23 protein-coding genes are annotated in these 22,616 nt (G+C 48.7%); 21 read left to right on the forward strand and 2 right to left on the reverse strand.

The features are described from left to right. Positions 1–22 precede the first annotated feature (22 nt). The 4 genes from H9Q77_RS06560 to H9Q77_RS06575 all read left to right on the forward strand — a co-directional run bounded on the left by H9Q77_RS06560 (position 23) and on the right by H9Q77_RS06575 (position 5,166). Positions 23–919, forward strand: a complete 897-nt coding sequence (locus H9Q77_RS06560; RefSeq protein ID WP_148447943.1) for a carbohydrate ABC transporter permease — start codon at positions 23–25, stop codon at positions 917–919. An 18-nt stretch (positions 920–937) separates the two neighbouring features. Continuing rightward, the gene (locus H9Q77_RS06565) at positions 938–2,086 is read left to right on the forward strand and encodes a glycosyl hydrolase family 8 (RefSeq protein ID WP_118692074.1); all 1,149 of its coding nucleotides are present in this window, start codon (positions 938–940) and stop codon (positions 2,084–2,086) included. Positions 2,087–2,200: 114 nt separating this feature from the next. Continuing rightward, positions 2,201–4,351, forward strand: coding sequence for a glycoside hydrolase family 3 C-terminal domain-containing protein (locus H9Q77_RS06570; RefSeq protein WP_118547007.1), 2,151 nt, complete (start codon positions 2,201–2,203; stop codon positions 4,349–4,351). 2 nt (positions 4,352–4,353) lie between these two features. After that, positions 4,354–5,166, forward strand: coding sequence for an AraC family transcriptional regulator (locus H9Q77_RS06575; RefSeq protein WP_249326933.1), 813 nt, complete (start codon positions 4,354–4,356; stop codon positions 5,164–5,166). Between the two features lie 54 nt (positions 5,167–5,220). On the opposite strand, the gene H9Q77_RS06580 is transcribed toward H9Q77_RS06575, so the two are convergent. Further along, positions 5,221–6,666, reverse strand: a complete 1,446-nt coding sequence (locus tag H9Q77_RS06580; protein ID WP_249326935.1) for a TrkH family potassium uptake protein — start codon at positions 6,664–6,666, stop codon at positions 5,221–5,223. 20 nt (positions 6,667–6,686) lie between these two features. Further along, on the reverse strand, positions 6,687–8,045 hold the full coding sequence (gene trkA / locus H9Q77_RS06585) for a Trk system potassium transporter TrkA (protein ID WP_154497142.1): 1,359 nt from the start codon (positions 8,043–8,045) through the stop codon (positions 6,687–6,689). Positions 8,046–8,255: 210 nt separating this feature from the next. On the opposite strand from trkA, the gene spoIIIAA reads away from it, so the two are divergent. From spoIIIAA to dxs, 17 genes are all read left to right on the forward strand, one after another. Then, complete coding sequence (gene spoIIIAA / locus H9Q77_RS06590) at positions 8,256–9,167, forward strand: stage III sporulation protein AA (RefSeq protein ID WP_022153018.1); 912 nt, start codon at positions 8,256–8,258, stop codon at positions 9,165–9,167. Further along, positions 9,143–9,658 carry a stage III sporulation protein AB gene (locus H9Q77_RS06595; RefSeq protein ID WP_118547009.1) on the forward strand — a complete coding sequence of 172 codons (516 nt, stop codon included), beginning with the start codon at positions 9,143–9,145 and terminating at the stop codon, positions 9,656–9,658. The genes spoIIIAA and H9Q77_RS06595 overlap by 25 nt, the downstream gene beginning before the upstream one ends. Before the next feature lie 35 nt (positions 9,659–9,693). Further along, the gene (gene spoIIIAC / locus H9Q77_RS06600) at positions 9,694–9,888 is read left to right on the forward strand and encodes a stage III sporulation protein AC (RefSeq protein WP_022153016.1); all 195 of its coding nucleotides are present in this window, start codon (positions 9,694–9,696) and stop codon (positions 9,886–9,888) included. 8 nt (positions 9,889–9,896) lie between these two features. After that, on the forward strand, positions 9,897–10,283 hold the full coding sequence (locus H9Q77_RS06605) for a SpoIIIAC/SpoIIIAD family protein (protein ID WP_118551234.1): 387 nt from the start codon (positions 9,897–9,899) through the stop codon (positions 10,281–10,283). Positions 10,284–10,297: 14 nt separating this feature from the next. Next, positions 10,298–11,347 carry a stage III sporulation protein AE gene (locus H9Q77_RS06610; RefSeq protein WP_022153014.1) on the forward strand — a complete coding sequence of 350 codons (1,050 nt, stop codon included), beginning with the start codon at positions 10,298–10,300 and terminating at the stop codon, positions 11,345–11,347. Between the two features lie 3 nt (positions 11,348–11,350). Continuing rightward, complete coding sequence (locus H9Q77_RS06615; RefSeq protein WP_249326936.1) at positions 11,351–11,746, forward strand: stage III sporulation protein AF; 396 nt, start codon at positions 11,351–11,353, stop codon at positions 11,744–11,746. A 14-nt stretch (positions 11,747–11,760) separates the two neighbouring features. Then, positions 11,761–12,348, forward strand: a complete 588-nt coding sequence (locus H9Q77_RS06620; protein ID WP_118551231.1) for a stage III sporulation protein AG — start codon at positions 11,761–11,763, stop codon at positions 12,346–12,348. Between the two features lie 90 nt (positions 12,349–12,438). Beyond that, positions 12,439–13,086 carry a SpoIIIAH-like family protein gene (locus tag H9Q77_RS06625; protein ID WP_118547025.1) on the forward strand — a complete coding sequence of 216 codons (648 nt, stop codon included), beginning with the start codon at positions 12,439–12,441 and terminating at the stop codon, positions 13,084–13,086. Positions 13,087–13,320: 234 nt separating this feature from the next. Continuing rightward, positions 13,321–14,487 (forward strand): phosphopentomutase, encoded by a 1,167-nt coding sequence (locus H9Q77_RS06630; RefSeq protein WP_249327137.1) that lies wholly within the window; start codon positions 13,321–13,323, stop codon positions 14,485–14,487. Between the two features lie 58 nt (positions 14,488–14,545). After that, positions 14,546–16,141 carry a peptide chain release factor 3 gene (locus H9Q77_RS06635; RefSeq protein ID WP_022153009.1) on the forward strand — a complete coding sequence of 532 codons (1,596 nt, stop codon included), beginning with the start codon at positions 14,546–14,548 and terminating at the stop codon, positions 16,139–16,141. 33 nt (positions 16,142–16,174) lie between these two features. Next, on the forward strand, positions 16,175–17,401 hold the full coding sequence (locus H9Q77_RS06640; RefSeq protein ID WP_249326938.1) for a transglutaminase domain-containing protein: 1,227 nt from the start codon (positions 16,175–16,177) through the stop codon (positions 17,399–17,401). A gap of 66 nt (positions 17,402–17,467) precedes the next feature. Then, a complete protein-coding gene (locus H9Q77_RS06645; protein ID WP_022153007.1) occupies positions 17,468–17,854 on the forward strand; it encodes an Asp23/Gls24 family envelope stress response protein in 387 nt (128 codons plus the stop codon). Between the two features lie 21 nt (positions 17,855–17,875). Further along, the gene (gene nusB, locus H9Q77_RS06650) at positions 17,876–18,286 is read left to right on the forward strand and encodes a transcription antitermination factor NusB (protein WP_022153006.1); all 411 of its coding nucleotides are present in this window, start codon (positions 17,876–17,878) and stop codon (positions 18,284–18,286) included. Between the two features lies 1 nt (position 18,287). After that, positions 18,288–19,502, forward strand: coding sequence for an exodeoxyribonuclease VII large subunit (xseA, locus tag H9Q77_RS06655; protein ID WP_249327138.1), 1,215 nt, complete (start codon positions 18,288–18,290; stop codon positions 19,500–19,502). A gap of 35 nt (positions 19,503–19,537) precedes the next feature. Then, complete coding sequence (xseB, locus tag H9Q77_RS06660) at positions 19,538–19,777, forward strand: exodeoxyribonuclease VII small subunit (RefSeq protein WP_022153004.1); 240 nt, start codon at positions 19,538–19,540, stop codon at positions 19,775–19,777. Between the two features lie 34 nt (positions 19,778–19,811). After that, positions 19,812–20,735 (forward strand): polyprenyl synthetase family protein, encoded by a 924-nt coding sequence (locus H9Q77_RS06665; RefSeq protein ID WP_249327139.1) that lies wholly within the window; start codon positions 19,812–19,814, stop codon positions 20,733–20,735. A 14-nt stretch (positions 20,736–20,749) separates the two neighbouring features. Then, complete coding sequence (dxs, locus tag H9Q77_RS06670) at positions 20,750–22,603, forward strand: 1-deoxy-D-xylulose-5-phosphate synthase (protein ID WP_118551228.1); 1,854 nt, start codon at positions 20,750–20,752, stop codon at positions 22,601–22,603. Positions 22,604–22,616 lie beyond the last annotated feature (13 nt).

A 22,616-nucleotide genomic window follows, 5' to 3' on the forward strand; every position in this document is an offset into this window, starting at 1 on the left:
ACAGAAAGAGATGGTAATTACAATGATAGATACACAGTATAAGATCAAGTCCAAAAAATTCGACATTTTTCCGCTCATAAACAGTGTCATCATGATCCTGTTTGTGATCATAACATTATATCCGGTGCTGAATACCCTGGCAATCTCTTTGAATGACGGTACGGATGCCCTGCGGGGAGGAATCTACCTGTGGCCGAGAAAATTCACCTGGAAAAACTATACGACGGTTTTACATAAAGATAATCTGATCACAGGCGCTTATATCACAGTTGCCAGAACACTGATCGGAACCCTGTTGTCCCTGGCAGCAAATGCGATTCTTGCCTTTATCGTCAGCCGGAAACGATTTCTGTTCCAAAGGGAAGTTTCCCTGTTCTGGGTCATCACCATGTATGTAAACGGTGGACTGATCCCAACATTCCTCTTATATAAGGGGCTGGGGCTTACCAACAGCTTCTGGGTATATGTGATCCCCGGAATGGTAAGTGCGTTTAATATGCTGGTGATCCGTACTTATATGAACGGAATTCCTGACAGCCTGGAAGAATCCGCACAGCTGGACGGTGCCGGTTACAGCACTATTTTTCTTAAGATCTATTCTCCGCTGTGTAAGCCGGTTTATGCCACAGTAGCCCTGTTTGTGGCGGTAGGCCAGTGGAACTCTTGGTTTGATGCCATGCTTTACAATCGCATGAGCAGTAATCTGACCACATTGCAGTATGAATTGATGAAGCTGTTATCCTCCGTAACCAATCAGGGAACTTCAGCGGAGGCAATGAAGAATGCCGCAGGAACCGTAACACCGACTTCCGTGCGTGCAGCGGCAACGATCATTACCATGCTGCCCATTATCTGTATTTATCCTTTCTTACAGAAGTACTTTGTAGCAGGACTTACTTTGGGTGGCGTCAAAGAATAAAAATCGGAGAACGAGCAAATGGCAGGAGCATATCAGACTGGTATTTATCGAAATGTATTGAAAGAGTGCGGATATGAAGAGACCGCTATTACAGAAAGACTGGAACAGACCTTTGAAACCATATTTTACGGAACGGAGGCAGAACGTTTTTATCATGAGGCAGGAGATGATATGGCGTATCTGGAGGATACCGGCAATCATGATGTACGCACGGAGGGAATGTCCTATGGCATGATGGTCTGCGTACAGCTGGATAAGAAAGCGGAATTTGACCGTCTCTGGAAGTGGGTGCGGACTTATATGTATATTCCGGAAGGACCCTGCCGCAACTATTTTGCCTGGTCCTGCAGCACGGATGGAACGCACAATGCGGAGGGACCGGCGCCGGACGGAGAAGAATATTTCGCCATGGCATTGTTTTTTGCATCTGCCCGTTGGGGGGACGGGGAAGGAATATTTGCTTACAGCAAAGAAGCAAAGGCAATCCTGCGGGAATGTATTCACAAAGGGGAGCCTGGACATCCGGGAGAACCTATGTGGGAGCCTTCCAATCATCTGATCAAATTTGTCACAAACATGGATTTTTCTGATCCCTCGTATCATCTGCCACATTTTTATGAACTGTTCGCAGAAAATGCGGAGGAAGGAGACCGGGAATTCTGGAAACAGGCAGCGGCAGCCAGCAGAGAATATCTGCATAAGGCATGCCACAAGGAGACCGGGCTTTCTGCAGAATATGCAGACTATGACGGGACACCCCATGCAGGACATCAGGAAATCTTCGGAAGACATGACTGGTACTACAGCGATGCATACCGCACCATAGCCAACATTGCCATGGATCATCTCTGGTATGACAAAGATCCGTGGCAGACGGAGATTGCAAACCGGCTGCAGAAATTTTACTGTGAAGAGCAGAGAGAACACTGGGACGGTGTGTTCCTGATTGATGGAACAAGACTGGAAGAGAAGGCACTGCATCCGGTTGCCATTGTGGCAGTCAATGCACAGGCGGCACTGGCAGCGGACGGATCACATGTAAAGGAATGTGTAGACCGCTTCTGGAATACTCCGCTCCGCACCGGGGACAGACGCTATTATGATAATTTCCTGTATCTGTTTGCCATGCTGGCACTTTCGGGAAATTACAGAATTTATCGGAAGTGAGAAAGAAGAAAATATGCCAGAGGAATATTTGAAGTACGGACCACATGGAACGGCGGAGTTGTTGTCATTTTCTTTTGGAAAATAAATTGTCATAGATGAAAAGAGAGGTTTTTCATGAGTACAGAGACTAGGGAATATGCAAAAAAGCTGACAGCGCAGATGACACTGGAAGAAAAAATGAGCCAGATGCTGTATGAATCACCGGCGATCGACAGGCTTGGGATTCCGGCTTATAACTGGTGGAACGAGGCTCTGCATGGAGTGGCAAGAGCCGGAGTGGCAACAGTGTTTCCTCAGGCAATTGCCCTTGCGGCAACTTTCGACGAAGACCTGCTTCAGAAAATCGGAGATGTGGTTTCGACAGAAGGCAGAGCCAAATTCAATGAATTCTCCAGAAAGGGAGACCGCGGAATCTATAAGGGACTGACTTTCTGGGCGCCAAATGTCAATATTTTCAGAGATCCCAGATGGGGAAGAGGTCATGAGACCTACGGGGAGGATCCTTATCTGACCGGAAAACTGGGGTGTGCTTATATCAGGGGATTACAGGGACCAGATAGAGATCACCCGAAGGCAGCGGCCTGTGCAAAGCATTTTGCGGTGCACAGCGGACCGGAGGCTCTCCGCCATGAATTTGATGCAAAGGTATCAAGGCACGATTTATATGACACTTATCTGTATGCTTTTAAACGCTGTGTCAAAGACGCCGGAGTGGAAGCAGTTATGGGAGCTTATAACCGAGTCAACGGAGAGCCGGCATGTGGAAGCAGGACGCTGTTAAAGAACATTCTGCGGGACGAATTCGGATTTGAAGGACATGTGGTATCGGATTGCTGGGCAATCAATGATTTCCACCTGCATCACCATGTGACGGGGATTGCGGAAGAATCTGCTGCAATGGCGGTGAACAATGGCTGTGATCTGAATTGTGGAAATGCTTTTTTGCATTTGCCGAAGGCTTATGAGATGGGACTTGTGAGTGAAGAAGCCATCACAGAAGCAGTGGAGCGTCTTATGGAGATCCGGATCCGGCTTGGCATGATGGAGGATTACCCTTCTCCCTATGCGGATATTTCCTATGAGAAAGTGGAGTGTCCGGAGCATGTAAAGCTGTCCGTGGAAGCATCCCGGAGAAGCCTGACGCTATTGAAAAATGAAGAGGACTTTCTGCCGCTTGAGAAAGAAAAAATCTGCACTATTGCGGTGATCGGTCCAAATGCTAATTCCAGAGATGCGCTGGTGGGCAATTATGTGGGAACCTCTTCGCAATACATCACTCCATTGGAGGGAATCCAACAGTACGTGGGAGAAGAAATAAGAGTTCTCTATGCGCAGGGGTGTGGTCTGTATAAGGATAAGGTGGAAGGCCTGGGCGAGAGGAAAGACCGCATGCAGGAAGCTGTGATTGCCGTGGAACATGCCGATGTGGCAGTAATGTGCCTTGGACTGGATGCAACCATAGAGGGAGAACAGGGCGATGCCGGGAATGAATATGCCAGCGGAGACAAACTGGGATTAAATCTGCCGGGACTTCAGGAAGAACTTCTGGAAACCGTTGCAGCTATGGGAAAACCGGTGGTGGTTCTGTTAATGGCAGGAAGCGCCATAGATCTGTCATGGGCGGAACACAACCCGAATGTGAAAGCCATCGTGGATTGTTGGTATCCGGGAGCCAGAGGTGGTAAGGCAATTGCCGAAATGCTGTTTGGAGAATTTTCCCCCTCCGGAAAACTGCCGGTGACATTTTATCAGGGAACAGAAAACCTTCCGGAATTTACAGATTACAACATGGCAGATCGAACCTACCGGTATACCGATAAAAACGTGTTATATCCCTTCGGATACGGACTACATTATGGCAGAGTCCGTTATGAAGAGGAATGTGTATCCGGAGAAAGGACAGATACTTCCGGGGAGGTGAAAGTATCTGCCAGCGTGATAAATGAAGGCAAATATGCCTTGTGGGAAACGGTACAGGTCTATGTGAAGAGAAAGGAATCACTGGATTATGAACCAGGATTTCAATTAAAGGGAGTCTCCTGCGTGCATCTTGCACCGGGAGAAAAACAGAGGATCGAAGTTACACTTTCCCCTCGGGATTTCGCATATATTACCGAAGAGGGAGACTGTGTAGTAAGACCCGGGGAATACCTGATTGCCATTGGTGGACAGCAGCCGGATGAAGAAAGTGAAAGACTTACCGGTCAAAGGGTAACCTGCCTGAAGGTGGAAAAGACGGGAAGCAGTATTTCTGTGGAATATTAGGGATGACTATGAAAGAAGAGAAGACATACCGGCAGGAAGCAGTGGTGCCGGATCGGGGACTGCCCTTTAAGCTATTCCGTTTCGAAGGCGCAGACGGAAAATATATTCGTGAGGCGCATCAGCATTGTAGTGTTGAAATCTTTGCCGTACGGGAGGGGAAAGCGGATGCTTACCTTGGTGATAAAAAATACGTTCTTTCGGCAGGAGAGTTCATGATTGTCAATAGTAATGAGGTGCATTCCATTCATACGTCGGGACGAAATGAGGCAATTGTTTTACAGATCCCAATGGAAAAACAGATAATGCGCTTTTCCGGTGAAAAAAGGGAAGAGGATGAAAAGCTTTTTGCATTACTTGAGAAAATGTACAGACAGCAGATCAGAAAAGAGTACGGCTATGAATTATTGATGCAGAGTATCTTTTATCAGCTGAAATACCTTTTGCTAACTGTTTATCAGATGTCGGATGAAAGGAAGGAACATTGTACTGAAAACAGGAAAATGGGACGCCTTGGAAAGATCACCGGATATCTGCAGGAACACTATGCGGAAGAAATTTCGCTGGAAACGCTGGCAGCAACGTTTGGGTATTGTCCCACTTATTTGTCTAAAATGTTCCGCCGGTATGGCAGGATCAACTATAAAGATTATCTGCGGAGTATCCGGTTTGAACATGCATTGCGGGAACTGGAGGAAACGGATCTCACCATAGGTGAAATAGCTCTAAAGAACGGATTTCCCAATAGCCAGGCTTTTTCCAGACTGTTCCGGGAGAAATACGGTATTCTGCCGACAGAGTACCAGAGAAGACAATAAATTCCGTACAAAAATTCCTGAATCAGGGATTTTGTACGGAATTTATTTATTCCTTTAATATTTCTTCCAGCAGGACGGCAGCAGGATCACGAGCATGGGGAAGAGCTCCAGTCTGCCGGCCAGCATATCGAACATCAGCACGCATTTGGACAGGGGACTGAACAAAGCGAAATTCTGGGTGGGACCGACTAATTCCAGACCAGGACCGATATTGTTCAGGGTGGCCAGTACTGCGGTAAAGTTTGTGCTCAGGTCATATTCGTCCAGACAGACGATCAGCAGGGAAACGAAGAGTACGATAAAATAAGCCGTCATATAGACATTGGTGGAACGAAGCGTCTCGTGGGACAGATTGTGTCCGTCCATCTTGATCTTTTTCACCATCCGGGGATGGATCATCATGGACAGCTCCTTGCGGATCGCCTTGAAGAGGATCAGCACACGGGATACCTTTATACCGCCACCGGTACTGCCGGCACAGGCTCCGATCATCATCAGAAGCAGAAGGATCGTCTTCGACAACTGCGGCCACATATTGAAATCCGTGGTGGCAAATCCGGTGGTGGTGATGATCGTTCCCACCTGGAAAAAGGAGTGTCGCAGTGTTTCTCCCAAAGTTGCATAGAGCGGGCGGATATTCCAGGCAATCGTCAGAGCGCTGGCGAAAATGATCAAAAAATACCAACGAACTTCTTCGATGGAAAAAGCTTCCTTAAACTGCCTGCTTAACAGACAGAAATATACCGTATAATTGACACCGCTTAAGATCATAAGTACCGTTACGGCATTCTGTATCAGTGGAGAGTAACCGCCGATACTGCTGTTCTTGACACCGAAGCCACCGGTGCCGACGCTGCCAAAGGTCGTGCACAGGGAATCGAATAACGGCATACCGCACAGACACAGGGCAATCACACCTAAGATGGTAATGGCAAGATAAAGTCCATAGAGAATCTTCGCAGTATCCCGTACTCTCGGTACCAGCTTGCTGACGGAAGGACCCGGGCTTTCCGCACGCATCAGGTTCATAGTGGAACCGCCCATCATGGGCAGGATTGCCATAATGAATACGAATACGCCCATACCACCGATCCAGTGAGTGAAGCTGCGCCAGAACAGGCTGGCATAGCTTAATGCTTCCACATCGGACAGGATACTGGAACCTGTGGTCGTAAAGCCGGAGATGGTCTCAAAGAGAGCATCAATATAAAAAGGAATCTCACGGGTGAGAACGAAGGGAATGGCACCGAACACAGACATGACAAACCATCCCAGTGCAACGGCGGTGAAGCCTTCCCTGACGTACAATTCCTTAAAACGTCCTGTGTGCCTGAAGCTTAATAATTTTCCCAAAAGGAAACAGACAGCTGCGGTCGCCAGATAGATCAGTGCCACATGATATTCTCCGTAGATCATACCCACGATCCAGGGAAGCAGTAAAAATAAAGCTTCAAATTGTAAAATAAATCCGATAATAAAACTCAATATCGCAAAATTCATGATAATGTCCTTTTATAAAATTACCCTTCAATAATATCTTTAATATCATTCAGCCGTGCATGTGTCAGTACTACGACCACATAATCGCCTACATGGAGTTCATCCTGTCCACTGGGGATAATAGCCTGTCCTCCGCGGACGATGGAACAGACCAGGATATTTTTCCGGATGTGCAGACGGTTCAGAGGTACATTGGTAACGGCAGAATCCTCTTTGATGTAGAATTCCAGTGCTTCCGCATGACCGTCTTCCAGCTTATACAGATTCTCCACGTTACTGTTGAGAGATTCATTCATGGATCGTGCATATTTAATGATCATATCTGCAGTCACCAGGCGTGGATAGGAGATCGTATCCAGTTTGATATCACTTAAGACCCCACTGAAGTTGATACGGTTGATCTTGGTGACTACCTTTGCGCGGGAAGTCCGTTTCGCATACAGTGACAGGAGGATGTTTTCCTCGTCCAGTCCGGTCAGTGCAGCAAAAGCATCCACGTTCTCCAGACCTTCCTGTATCAGAAGACGTTCATCCGTACCGTCGCCGCAGATGATGGAAGCCTTGGGAAGCAGCTCGCTCAGATGCTCACAGCGGGCGGGATCCTGATCAATGATCTTGGTGTGGATGCCGACCTCTAAAAGTCTTCTTGCCAGATAATAAGCAATGGTTCCACCACCGACGATCATGGCAGTACGTGCCCTGCCGGCGCCGATACCGATCTTTTTGAAGAAATCATTGGCCTTGGGAGGAGTGGACACAATAGCAACCACATCGCCTTCCCGGAATACAAAATCACCCCTGGGGATCAGCACCTGATCACCTCTGGTGACCATACATACCAGTACATCACATTTTAAGGTGGTACGGATATGGATCAGTTCATAATTATTTAAGAGACAGTCATGGGTCACGCGGAAATGCAGAAGCTCGATCCTTCCCTTGGAAAAAGTATCGATCTTAACTGCGGAAGGGAACTGGAAGATCCGGGCGATCTCAGCTGCACTGGACAGCTCCGGGTTGATGATCATGGCAAGCCCCAGTTCTTCCCGCAGAAAAGCAATCTCATTATTGTAGATCGGATTGCGGACACGGGCGATGGTCTTACAATGTCCCGCCTTTTTCGCAATGACACAGCACAGAAGGTTCTGTTCATCGGATCCGGTCACGGCGATCAGCAGATCCGCATGGTCAATGCCGGCCTCGGACAGTGTCTGGAAGCTGACACCATTTCCTACGATGCCCATGGCATCCAGATCATCCGTGATGGAATTCACTTTTTCCTCATTTGTATCAATTACGGTGATATTGTGATTTTCACCTCCCAATTGTTCTACCAGGGTGTAGCCTACTTTGCCGCAGCCCACAATGATAATGTTCATAAATATCCTCCAAAATGAAATTCATAAAGACAATATCAATCATTATAGCACACTATAGAAAAAAAGAGAAGAATGGAAGGAATATCTTGTCCGCGGACACATATATTGAACTATTCAGAAACGCGATACATGGAAATCATGGGAAACATCGAATCAGAAATATCAGCCGGGATGCGGGGAAAAGCACCGATTTGCTATGGGAGGTGGAACATGGACAGCCTGCTTCGGATCTTTCCGCAAAAGAGAAGAGATTTTTGGAAAGTGACCGCGGACAAAGCACAGGAGGTATGTGAGATCAGGCTCCGGGTGGACAGGCCGGTGATCATTGAGACTTCTCGGGGAGATTTTTTTCTGGATCATAGCGGAATCTGGCGGGAGGAACCATATGGGGCATACTCCGTGACGGAGACGGAGATCCGGGACCTGATCGCCTATTTGTGTCAGGACTCCGTCTACGCCTACGCGGATGAGATCAGACAGGGATTTTTGACGGTGGAAGGGGGACACAGGATTGGTTTAAGCGGACAGGCTGTGCTGGAAAATGAGAACAGTCTGCGGACACTGAAAAATATATCCTTTGTAAATATCCGCGTAGCTCATGAAATCAGGGGTGTCGCAGATAAAATACTTCCGGAGCTTTATAAAGCGGGACGATTTCAAAATACGCTGATCGTATCACCGCCGGGATTTGGTAAGACTACGTTGCTCCGGGATCTGATCCGGCAGCTGTCCGACGGCAATGCTTACGGACCGGGACTTCGGGTAGGAGTGGTAGATGAGCGCTCGGAGCTGGCCGGGTCTTACCGGGGGAGACCCCAGAACGATCTGGGTATGCGGACGGATGTGCTGGATGCCTGCCCGAAAGCTTTGGGGATGTTATTGTTATTACGGTCAATGTCACCGCAGGTGATCGCTGTGGATGAACTGGGGGAAGAACAGGATCTGAGAGTGCTTCACATGGCCGCATCCGGCGGCTGCAGCCTGCTGGCTACGGTGCATGGGGCAGGGGAAGAGGATGCAGCCAGACGTCTGGGTGGAGAATATATGAGAGAAATGTTTGCCCGCATTGTGATCTTGAAAGGGAGGGGGCGGATGGAATGCAGATGCTTGGAGGGGGGATGATCCTCTGCGGCTGCCTGGGGTTAGGTATGTGGTATCGCGGGCAGTTTTTGATGAGGTTACATATGACCAGGGAACTGATCTGTCTTCTGGATCAGTGGATCAGTGAGATCCGTTATAACAGATCTACACTGCCGGAAGGATGCAGACAGATCGGCAGACAGCGGGAAGACCGGTTGGGAGAGATCTGTAACAGGGTATATCGGGAATACGCAGAGGCGGGAGGAACCGGTTTCCTGGAAATCGCCGGAGAGAGTTTTCGCAGGCAGTTGGAAGCGTTGCCGTTAAAAAAAGAAGAAATCGATCAATTCCTGATTTTTGCGGGAAAAGAAGGGTATGCGGATGAGACCATGCAGATTCGGGCGATGGAATTGTCCAAAGAGGGATTGGAGCGGACAGCCACAGCACAACAGCGGGAAATTACGCAGAAATGTCGGCTGGCGGTAGGACTGGGTGCTATGAGTGGGATGTTTTTGGTGCTCCTGTTGCTCTGAAAGATAAAAAACAGGACAAAAAAGGACGGGGAAAGATGGAAATAGGACTGATCTTTAAAATAGCAGCGGTAGGGATCCTGGTGACGATACTCAGTCAGGTCCTGAAACACAGCGGCAGGGAGGAACACGCTTTTCTGATAAGTCTGGCGGGACTGATTCTGGTCCTCAGCTGGATTGTTCCTTATATTTATGATCTGTTCGATACCGTGCAGACCCTGTTCTCGTTTTAGGAGGAAAAATGGCAGAGATCATCAAAATCGCATTGTTGGGAATTGCCGGAGTATTGTTTGCTATTCAATTCAGGCAGCAGAGACCGGAATATGCATTACTGATCGGTTTCGCACTGAGTATTCTGGTATTTTCTTTTGTGTGCCGGATGGCGGGAAGTTTGTTGGAAGAGTTTCGAGGATTGCAGCAATATCTCGGAGATTCTAAGGGATACCTTGGGATTCTGATGAAGGTGGTGGGGATTACTTATCTGTGTGAATTCAGTGCCGGTATCTGCAAGGATGCCGGATTCTCGTCTGTCTCGGATCAGCTTGAAATCCTGGGAAAACTGTCGGTGCTGTTTGCGGGCCTGCCGATCCTCCTGTCGGTGATCCGGCAGATCTACAGTATGATGTAGGAGCGCGGAGACAGATGGATACGATGTGGCAGGAATATGGGATAGAGGAATTGGAAAAGGGAATGCAGAAGCTGTTCCCGACTTTTCGAATCTCTGTGACAGATCTGATGACACAGATCCTGCAGGGAGATATTCTGGGGGCGGTGGGGTGTCTGTTGAAAGAAGTCATACGGGAAATGAGCAATTCCGCCACCGGTATCAGAAATATATTGATCTGGTTGATTGTACTGGGGATTCTGTCGGCATTGCTGATTCATTTTGTGGAAGTATTTGATAAACACCAGATCGCCGATTTGAGTTTTTATTTTATCTATCTGTTAATGGGTGTGATTCTTCTGCAATGTTTTTCGGGAGTATTGGAAACGGCCAGAGAAACGGTGGAGAATATAGTACTTTTTGTCCGGCTGATGGTGCCGACCTTTCTGTTGACCGTAGGCGTGGCTTCGGGACCGGTTACGGTGGGAGCCGGGTACCAGCTTATGCTATTGTTGATCTACGGCACGGAGAAAATTCTTCTGGGAGTGGTGCTCCCACTGATTTACAGCTATTGTCTGCTGACGATGATCAACGGAATCTGGGTAGAGGAAAAACTGGCACTTTTGGCGGATTTACTGGAAAAGCTGATCGGATGGATCCTGAAGGCTTCCCTGGGTGTGGTCACAGGAATCAGTCTGTTCCAGTCGCTGATCACACCGGTGGTGGATTCCTTGAAAAATTCCGCAGTGGAGAAGGCTGTCTCGGTACTGCCGGGGATCGGAAATGCTGCGGATGGGGTTCTGGAGCTGGCGCTGGGATCGGCAGTTGTGATCCGGAATAGTGTAGGAGTATTGTTACTGTTACTGCTGGTGGCAGGGTGTGCGGTTCCCTTATTACAGATTTTGTTCACGGCAGGATTTATCAAATGTGCCACGGCATTTATGGGAATCGTCAGTGATAAAAGAATTACCAATTGCACGGATCGTATGGGAAATGCCATGATGCTTTTGTTCCGTACCGTGGGAACGGCGCTGCTGTTGTTTATGGTCACACTGGCGCTTCTGGCGATCGGCAGCAGGGGGATATAAAAAATGCAGTGGTTATATCATGTGATCGGACAAGTGGGGATTTTCCTGATCTGTGCGCAGACATTGATACATTTCAGACCCAGAGAGTCCTATGAAAAATATTTAAAACTTTTGTTGTCGGTCATGCTTCTGATCCAGTTATTGCAGCCGCTTTTGACGGTGCTGGGAGGGGATGAAATCGCAGGCGCCGATGTGCAGGCAGCGGAGTTCGCAGAGGAAATCCGGACCGTATTGGAACAGGCGGCTGTGCAGGCAGAACAGACAGAAGATGAGATACAGGCGGTCACAGATACTGTGGCGGAAGTAACGGAAGAAACGGAACCTCCGGACGCTTCGGACCCGGTGGAGATCCGGGTGGAAATCCCGGAAATAGAGGAAGCAGAAATAAAAATCCGGTAGAAAGAGGACGGGAAATGATGGAAAAATTATTGGGAAAAAAATGGTTTAGCAGAGATAATCTGTTGCTGCTGGTCCTGCTGGGAGTCCTGTTGTTCGTCATTGCACTGCCGGTAAAAAAGGAAGACAGCGGAAAGGGGCAGGAGAAGGAAAATGCAGCGGCGATGCTGGAAGAGCTAACGGCATCCACACAGACAGTGACCGCCGGCAGTACGGAAGAATATGCGGCATATCTTGAAGAAAAGTTAAAAAAGATGCTGGAAGCGGTACGGGGACTGGGGGAGGTCGAGGTCATGGTCACACTGGAATCTTCGGAGGAGAAGATCGTGGAAAAAGATATGACGGCAGAACGGTCCAATACCGAGGAACAGGATGCTGCCGGAGGAGCCAGGACGGTAAATACCTCTAACACAGAGTACCGGACGATATATCGGGAGGATACGGGAGGGGATCCTTTTGTCGTAAAGACCATTACACCGAAAGTGGAGGGGGTACTGGTCGTAGCGGAAGGCGCGGGGAAGGGCAATATGGCCGGTGAGATCACGCAGATCATTCAGGCACTGTTCGGAGTGGAAGCGCACAGGATCAAGGTGTTGGAAAAATAAAGAGCGGGAAACATATCCGGCGAAAGGGGTACATACAATAGAGTATAAAATCAAGAAGGCAGATACAGGCCTTTGGAAAAGGGGAACGCAGTGAAAAACTTAATCAAGAAAAATCAGCTTATGATTACCGCACTTGCCATTATGATAGCCATTGCAGGTTATCTGCAGTTTGCGGGGACCAACCTGGAAAAGGAGTATCTGGCGGCGGATGATGCGGATACATTAAGTGCGGTGGACTCCACGGATATCGTTACCGATATGGAAAGTCTGGATTCCGATATGGATATTGTAATGGAGGATTATCTGGAGGAAGATATGCAGGTGGCGGAAGCAACACCGGAGGAAGGAGAGATTCCCGGGGAAGCAGTGCTGACCGGAACAAGTGGTGTGGAAGTGCTGTCTGCTGCCAGACTTTCCAAGGAACAGACCAGAGCCCGCAACAAGGAGACACTGCTGGAGATCATTAATAGTACGGAACTGAGTGATGCGCAGAAACAGGAGGCGGTGGACAGCATGGTGCGCATGACGGATATTGCGGAAAAAGAAGCGGCAGCAGAAGTGCTTCTGCAGGCAAAAGGATTTCAGGAAGCCGTGGTCAGCATCAACGGGGATGCCGTGGATGTGGTGATCAATGCAGCGGAACTGTCCGATGCACAGAGAGCGCAGATTGAAGATATTGTAAAAAGAAAGACGGATATTGCGGCGGAAAATATTGTTATCAGCACCATTGTACAGTGATATTTTTGTGTACATAGGAAAGAATTTATGTTATGATACCAAGGGTTACAAGCCAAAAGTCTACGCAAGCTTGCTTGCAGGAGACTTTTAGGATTAGGAACCCGTACCACATGAGCAAGTAGCCATTTTCAAAGAAAATGAGCGGATTGTGAATGTGGTTCAGATTGAGAGAGTGCGAAGCACGGAACAATCTGGAAGGTATCATAATAACCCGGAAAAGAAAAAGGAAAAATGATGAAGAGAGTCTTTTTAATTGTACTGGACAGCTTCGGTATCGGTGAAATGCCGGATGCCGAAGCTTACGGCGATATCAATGTAAATACGCTAAGAAGTGTATCCAAAAGTCCGTATTTCCATATGGAACATATGCGGGATATGGGATTATTTCAGATCGATGGTGTGAGTGTGGGAGAGAAAACCGAACATCCCACAGCGGCTTATGCCCGTATGACGGAACGTTCGAGAGGAAAGGATACGACCATAGGACACTGGGAGATTGCCGGTATCTATTCGCCAAAGCCTCTGCCTACGTATCCCAATGGTTTCCCTGAGGAGGTTCTGGAAGAGTTCCGGCTTCGCACCGGAAGAGATATTCTGTGTAATAAACCTTATTCCGGCACCCAGGTCATTGCGGATTATGGGGATGAACACGTACGCACCGGCAAGCTGATCGTATATACTTCGGCAGACAGCGTATTTCAGATCGCTGCACATGAGGATGTGGTTCCTGTGGAACAGTTATACGATTATTGTCGTATTGCCAGACAGATATTACAGGGAGAACACGGCGTGGGTCGTGTCATTGCCAGACCTTTTGCAGGTGAGAGCGGACATTACACCCGTACTCCCAGGAGACATGATTTCTCTCTGCTGCCGCCCGCAGTTACCATGCTGGATCAGCTGAAGGCTGCAGGAAAGGATGTCATTGCAGTAGGCAAAATCCAGGATATTTTCGTGGGCAAGGGGATTACCGAGCATGTCTATACTTCCGGCAATGCAGAGGGAATTCAGCGGACACTGGAATATCTGGATAAGGATTTTGAAGGACTGTGTTTTATTAACCTGGTGGATTATGACATGCTCTACGGTCATAGAAGAGATGTGGACGGTTATGCGAAGGCACTGGCATATTTTGATGAGAAGCTGCCGGAGATCCAGGCACATATGAGACCGGAGGATATTCTGATGATCACGGCGGATCACGGCTGCGATCCCGCCTATACGAAGACTACGGATCATACCAGAGAGTACACACCGTTTCTCATGTACGGAGCACCGGTGGTTCCCGGCAATCGCGGAACCCGGCCTGCTTTTTCCGATATTGGTGCGACGGTACTGGACTATTTCGGGATCCAACCGGAATTTGAAGGAAACTCTGTATTAAAGGCAGATCCATCATAGAAAGCAGATTATCAAATCTGCAAAAATAGATTTTTGATATATTTGGAGGACTATCATAGTGAGTAATTATACAGAAGAGATCAATCGTCGCCGGACCTTTGCCATTATCTCTCACCCGGATGCCGGAAAGACGACCCTGACAGAAAAGTTCCTGCTCTACGGAGGAGCCATTAACCTGGCGGGTAGTGTAAAAGGTAAGGCAACCGCAAGACATGCTGTGTCCGACTGGATGCAGATCGAGAAGGACAGAGGTATCTCTGTCACTTCTTCCGTATTGCAGTTTGAGTATGACGGCTATTGTATTAATATTCTGGATACCCCGGGACATCAGGATTTCTCGGAGGATACTTATCGTACCCTTATGGCGGCGGACTCCGCAGTCATGGTCATCGATGCATCCAAGGGTGTCGAGGCACAGACGAGAAAGCTGTTCAAGGTCTGCGTTATGCGCAAGATTCCTATTTTTACGTTCATCAACAAGATGGACCGTGAGGCAAGGGATACCTTTGAGCTGTTAGACGATATTGAGAAGGAACTGGGAATCGCTACCTGTCCGATCAACTGGCCCATCGGTTCCGGCAAGGGATTCCAGGGCGTATACGACCGTGAGAAAAAGTGTGTGATCGCTTACTCCGATACGGAGAAGGGTACGAAAGAGGGAACTTCCACGGAGATCCCCATACAGGATGAGGAACATTTGAAAGAACTCATCGGAGAAGATGCGGCGGACAAGCTGTTGGGAGAGGTGGAACTGTTGGACGGTGCCAGCGCGGAGTTTGACCTGGATGAGGTACAGAAAGGTAATCTGACTCCGGTATGCTTTGGTTCCGCACTGACGAATTTCGGTGTGGAGATATTCCTGAAACATTTTCTGAAGATGACCACCACTCCGCTGCCGAGAAAGGCAGACATTGGTCTGATCAATCCCACGGAGCATGAGTTCAGTGCCTTTGTATTCAAGATTCAGGCTAATATGAACAAGGCTCACAGAGACCGTATTGCATTCATGCGTATCTGTTCCGGCAAGTTTGATGCCAACATGGAGGTACGTCATGTACAGGGCAATAAAGTCATGCGTCTGTCCCAGCCCCAGCAGATTATGGCGGATGAGCGAAAAATCTTAAACGAGGCCTATGCCGGAGATATTATCGGTGTGTTCGATCCCGGTATCTTCTCCATCGGTGATACCCTGTGTATGCCCAAGGAAAAGTTCCAGTACGAAGGAATTCCCACTTTCGCACCGGAGCATTTTGCCAGAGTACGTCAGGTGGATACCATGAAGAGAAAACAGTTCGTCAAGGGTGTGGAACAGATCGCGCAGGAAGGTGCCATTCAGATCTTCCAGGAGTTCAATACCGGTCTGGAAGAGATCATCGTAGGTGTAGTCGGCGTGCTGCAGTTTGATGTCTTGAAATACCGCCTGGAGAACGAATATAATGTGGAGATCCGTCTGGAGAATCTGCCTTATGAGCATATCCGCTGGATCGAGAATAAGGACGAGATCGATCTGGCCAAGCTGTCCGGTACCTCAGATATGAAGAAGGTCAAAGATATGAAAGGCAATCCTTTGCTTCTGTTTGTGAATTCCTGGAGTATCGGTATGACCCTGGATCGCAATAAGGGGCTGGTACTGACAGAGTTCGGCAGGAATTGATCAGAAAACAGTAAAGTGTGTAGGGGGAACAGAATGCGGGAGATGAAAAAAATATTTGCCGGAATTCTCATGACAGTTCTTCTGACAGGGTGCTCTTCACAGGGGATTCTGTCGGAAGTGCCGCAGACCATCGTATTGCCCGAGGAACAGATCGATAGTCTGCCCATGCAGGAAGAGGATCCAACGTCCGCAGAAACCGAAAATACAGAGAGCTTTTCCCTCCTGGAGGAGGGAGGCTCTCGTTTTGCATATGAGAGTCTGGAAGCTCCGGAACAGATCTGGTATCTGGAGATCGAACAGGCACTGGGAGAGATGGAAGGCACGGTCAAACTGTCCACGGATCCCCTGGAACAGGGACTGGATGAGCAGGACATCGATAAAATCTTCCAGTGTGTGATGATCGATCATCCGGAGATTTTTTATGCCACAGGATATACCTATACGAAATATTCCAGAGGAGAAAAAACGGTTGGAATTGATTTCGCAGGAAGCTATGAACTGACGGAAGAGGAAGCAATAGTCCGGGCGGAACAGATCCGGAAAATAACGGCGGACTGGATACGTGGAATCGGTGAGGACAAAAGCGAGTATGAAAAAGTAAAGGCAGTGTACGAGCAGATCATTTTTGCGACGGACTATGATCTGAATGCCCCGGACAACCAGAATATCTGCTCCGTATTCCTGGAAGGAGCGTCTGTCTGCCAGGGATATGCCAAAGCGACGCAATATCTGTTGAACCATCTGGGAGTTATGTGTACGCTGGTGCAGGGAACCGTGGATACCGGAGAGGCGCATGCCTGGAATCTGGTCAGGGTGGACGGAGATTATTATTATGTGGATACCACCTGGGGAGATGCTTCCTATCGCATGGAGGATGGCAGCGAACAGGAGGGATTGTCGGAGATCAATTATGATTATCTGTGTGTCACAACGGAGGATATTCTGCGTACGCACCGGATCGAGGGCGTGGTGGCCATGCCGGAATGTACGGCTATGGAGGCCAATTATTATGTCCGTGAGGGCAATTATTTTACGGAATATAACAGGGAACAGCTGCAGAGGATCTTTGATGCAGCCAGAGAAATGGGCAGAACGGATATTACGCTGAAATGTGCGGATGAGACCTGTTACCGTGAAATCTGCCGGGTGTTGATCGATGAACAGGAGATATTCTCTTACATTCCGGACAGCAACAGTACGATCTCCTATGCACAGAACGGGAAACAATTATCCTTGACTTTTTGGGTGACAAATGAATGAATCTTTGGTAGAATAGATACAAATAGTTTTTCATAGATTTACAGATAATCAGGAGGAACATATATCATGGAAAGAGAAATAGATAAAAAGAACCTGGTATTAAAAGAAGATGAAAGCATCGGTACCGTACAGATCGCAGATGATGTAGTGGCTATGATCGCATCTCTGGCAACGACCGAGGTGGATGGCGTCAGCGCAATGGCCGGCAACATTACCAACGAACTGATGAGCAAAGTCGGTGTGAAGAATCTGACCAAGGGCGTAAAAGTAGAGGTTCAGGACAAGAACGTAACGGTAGATCTGGCAGTGACCATGGAATACGGATACAATATTCCCGCAACCTGTCAGGCAGTACAGCAGAAGGTGAAAAACGCCATTGAGAATATGACGGGACTGACCTGCTCTGATGTGAACATCCGTATTGCCGGTGTGAACATGAAGAAGGACAAATAAGAGGAATTACAGGAAGATATTATGGGAAGACACGAGCAGAGAGAACAGGTTTTTAAGCTTTTATTCCGTGTGGAGTTTCATTCACCGGAAGATATGCCGGAACAGCTTGCATTGTTCCGCGAGAATAATGAGGAAGTTCCTTCCTGGCAGGATGCGGATGCCATTGCAGCCCGTTTCGAGAAGATTAAGGACAAGATCCCGGAACTGGATAAACTGTTGAATGAGAATACCGAAGGCTGGGATACCACCCGTGTGGGAAAGGTAGAACTCGCAGTGTTACGTCTGGGTGCGTATGAGCTGCGTTATGATGACGATATCCCGGACGGGGTAGCGATCAACGAGGCGGTGGAGATCGCCAAAAAATACGGTCAGGAGAGCTCCGGCGGATTCGTCAATGCGATCCTTGCCAAGATTATGAAGTCCGGTGAGTAGAATACAAAATGTAGTCAGCGTACGACAACTGAATACTTATATCAAAAATATGTTCACGCAGGATTACTTTTTACAGACGGTGTTTGTAAAAGGTGAGGTAAGCAACTGTAAATACCATCCCTCTGGACATATTTATTTTACGTTAAAGGATTCTGCAAGTGCCCTGAACTGTATTATGTTCGCGGGAGACCGCAGAGGACTTGCTTTCCGTCTGACGGAAGGGCAGCAGGTGATCGCGAAAGGCTCGGTGAGCGTTTTTGAGCGGGACGGCAGATATCAGCTGTATGTGAAGGAAATAACCTTAGACGGTGCCGGTGCCCTGTATGAAAAATACGAACACTTAAAACAGGAACTGGCGGAAGAGGGCATGTTCGCTCCGGAATATAAGCAGCCGATCCCCAAATACATTCACACCCTTGGTGTGGTGACGGCGGATACTGGTGCGGCGGTGCGGGATATCATACAGATCGCCACCAGGCGTAATCCTTATGTACAGATCATTCTGTATCCGGCACTGGTACAGGGAGCTTCTGCGGCTCCGTCGATCGTGAACGGAATCCGTGCACTGGAGAGACAGGGCGTGGATGTCATGATCGTGGGACGCGGCGGCGGATCGATCGAGGATCTGTGGGCATTTAATGAGAGAATGGTGGCACAGGCAGTCTTTGACTGTTCGGTTCCCATCATTTCCGCGGTAGGACATGAAACAGATACCACGATCATTGACTACGTTGCGGATCTGCGGGCACCGACACCGTCCGCAGCTGCAGAACTGGCGGTGACGGCAGCAAGCGATATCGATCAGGAGATCCTGAGCGGACAGGAGAGGCTGTACCGGCAGATGGACAGGGTGCTGCAGCGTAAGAGACAGCAGGCAGAACAGCGGGAGATGCGCTTGAAATATTTAAGCCCGGCCAACCGCATCCGTGAGAAGCGGACTTACAGCATACAGCTGGAAGAACGGTTAGAGAACCGGATGCAGACGATCCTGCGGGACCGCAGACACACCCTGGCACTTTATATTGAACGAATGAAGGCAGTCTCGCCGTTAGAGAAGTTGAACAGTGGTTTCTCGTATGTGGAAGCTACGGATGGGAAAAATATCCGTTCCGTGACGCAGGTGCATGAAGGCGACAGCCTGCGGATCCGGGTAAGTGATGGCGTGATCGACACCAAAGTGGAACAGGTGCAGCAGGGAGACAGATTCACCGTGTGATCCAGGGAAGAGGACCATGGACGGAGGTATTAATTTTGGCAGGAAAAAAGAAAGCAGAAGAACAGGAACAACGCAGTCTGGAAGAAAATTTTTCCGAACTGGAGGAGCTGATCGAACAGCTGGAAGCAGAGGATATCTCTCTGGAGGATGCGTTTACGGCATACAGTAAGGGAATGAATGTCCTGAAGCAATGCAATGAACAGATCGACCGGGTGGAAAAACAGGTTATGAAACTGAATGAAGAAGGCGGACTGGAACCTCTGGATCCGCAGTAAATATACCGGCAGGAAGAGGAAGGACGGCATTGACATGGAAGAAACGATATTCAGACAGGAATTACAGAAGAGAACGACAGCAATAGAGGATCTTTTGAAACAATATCTTCCGGCAGAGGAAGGATATCAGAAGACGGTCATTGAAGCCATGAATTACAGTCTCATGGCAGGCGGAAAGCGCCTGCGCCCCATGCTGATGCAGGAAACATACCGGATGTTGGGTGGTGAGGATGATATCATAGAGCCTTTCATGGCAGCCATTGAGATGATCCATACTTATTCGCTGGTGCATGATGATCTTCCGGCCATGGACAATGATGAATATCGTAGAGGACGCAAGACCACCTGGTCTGTATATGGCGACGGTATGGGAGTGTTAGCGGGTGACGGACTGCTCAACTATGCCTTTGAGACTGCATTCCGCGCTTTTCCGGCATACGCCGCGGGAAAAACGGTGGATGAGAATTATCCGAGAGTAGCTGCGGCACTGAATATTTTAGCCCGTAAGGCGGGGATCTACGGCATGATCGGCGGACAGAATGCAGATATTGAGGCTGAGGAACAGACCACACCCCTGACTACAGAGCAGATCCTGTTCATTCATGCCAACAAAACGGCAGCCCTGATCCAGTCAGCAATGACCATCGGTGCCACACTGGCAGGAGCCACGGACGAGGAGATCGCAGCTCTGGAGCTGTGTGCCTACAATGTCGGCATCGCATTTCAGATCCAGGACGATATTCTGGATGTGATAGGAGACAGCAGGGAGCTTGGCAAAGCCACCGGCAGCGATGCACAGAATCATAAGCAGACCTATGTGACATTACACGGACTGGAGGAATCCAGCAGGGAAGTGGAACGGCTTACCGGGGAAGCGGTAGCGGTTTTGGATGGTTTCTCGGGAGAACATGAATTCCTGAAGGAACTGTTGCTGCATCTGGTCCACAGAACAAAATAGCAGAGGAAAAGCGAATGTTACTGGATAAAATCGAAAAAGCAAATGATATTAAAAAGATAGATAAATCGGACTACGGGGAACTGGCGGAGGAGATCCGGCAGTTCCTGATTCAGAAGATCAGTGTGACCGGAGGACATCTGGGATCCAACCTGGGGGCTGTGGAACTGACCATGGCACTTCACTTGGCTCTGAATCTTCCGGAAGACAAAATCATCTGGGATGTCGGTCATCAGTCTTATACTCATAAAATTTTAACGGGCCGCAAGGACGGCTTCGATGTCTTACGCCAGTTTCATGGCATGAGTGGGTTCCCAAAACGAAAAGAAAGCAGTTATGATGCATTTGATACCGGACACAGCTCGACTTCCATATCGGCAGGACTGGGACTGGTAAAAGCCAGAGATCTCAAAGGGGAGAAGACGACCATTGTATCTGTGATCGGTGACGGATCCCTTACCGGAGGCATGGCATACGAAGCATTGAATAATGCTGCAAAGCTGGAGACCAATTTTATCGTTATCCTCAATGATAACAATATGTCCATCTCCGAAAATGTAGGTGGTGTGTCCAAATATCTGAATAATATCCGTACAGCAACCGGCTATCTCGATCTGAAGGAAGGAATCTATAATGCCCTGAAGAGTAAGCCGGGCGGAGACGGTATCGTAAATCGCCTGCGTCGTGCCAAGAGCAGTTTTAAGCAGCTGGTGATCCCCGGTATGTTTTTTGAGGACATGGGAGTGACTTATTTAGGCCCTGTGGATGGACATGATATCGAGGGACTGATCAAGGTCATCGAAGAGGCCAAGAGAGTCAAGGGTGCCGTACTGATCCATGTAATGACCCAGAAGGGCAAGGGGTACGGGCCGGCGGAGAAACACCCTGCCAGATTTCATGGGGCAGAACCTTTTGATATTGAGACCGGAATCCCGTCCCACCCCCGGACAGTAGCGAATTATACAGATGTATTTTCTACGGTAATGTGCAAGCTGGGGCAGCGGGATGAACGGGTGGTGGCCATTACGGCAGCCATGCCGGACGGTACCGGACTGAAGCGCTTCCGGAATATGTATCCCGACCGTTTTTTCGATGTTGGTATTGCGGAGGAGCATGCGGTTACGTTTGCGGCCGGATTGGCGGCAGGCGGCATGAAGCCGATCGTTGCGGTATATTCTTCTTTTTTACAGAGAGCATATGACCAGATCCTTCATGATGTATGCATTCAGAATCTGCCGGTGGTATTTGCCATAGACCGTGCCGGCCTGGTAGGCAGTGACGGAGAGACACATCAGGGAATTTTCGATTATACGTATCTGTCCGGTATTCCCAATATGCACATCTGTGCACCGAAAAACAAGTGGGAGCTGTCGGATATGATGAAATTCGCAGTGGCACTGGAAGCACCCATTGCGGTGCGCTATCCCAGAGGTACCGCTTATGCGGGCCTTGCTGAATACCGTGCACCCATTGAACTGGGGAAGGCGGAGTGGATCGTGAGAGAGGGCGGCATTGCACTGTTCGCCGTAGGCAGTATGGTGAAGACTGCGGAAGAAGTACAGGCACTGCTGCATGAAAAGGGTTATCGGGCAAGTATTATCAATGCCAGATTCATCAAACCCATTGATGAGGAAGCGGTGTTGTCTGCCTGTGAGGATCATGACATGATCGTGACCATGGAGGAAAATGTGTTAAGCGGAGGCTTCGGGGAAAAGGTGCTGACATGCCTGAATGATCATGACAGGCAGATCAAGTGTGTTATGGCGGGAATTCCGGATGCTTATGTGGAGCACGGAAATGTTGATCTTTTGAAAAAAGAGATCGGACTGGATGCAGTAAGCATTACAGAGAAAATACTGGAAAAGTTATAAGAGTTATAGCAAT

Origin of the sequence: Simiaoa sunii (assembly GCF_014337175.1) — a bacterium.
GTDB classification, from domain to species: domain Bacteria; phylum Bacillota; class Clostridia; order Lachnospirales; family Lachnospiraceae; genus Acetatifactor; species Acetatifactor intestinalis.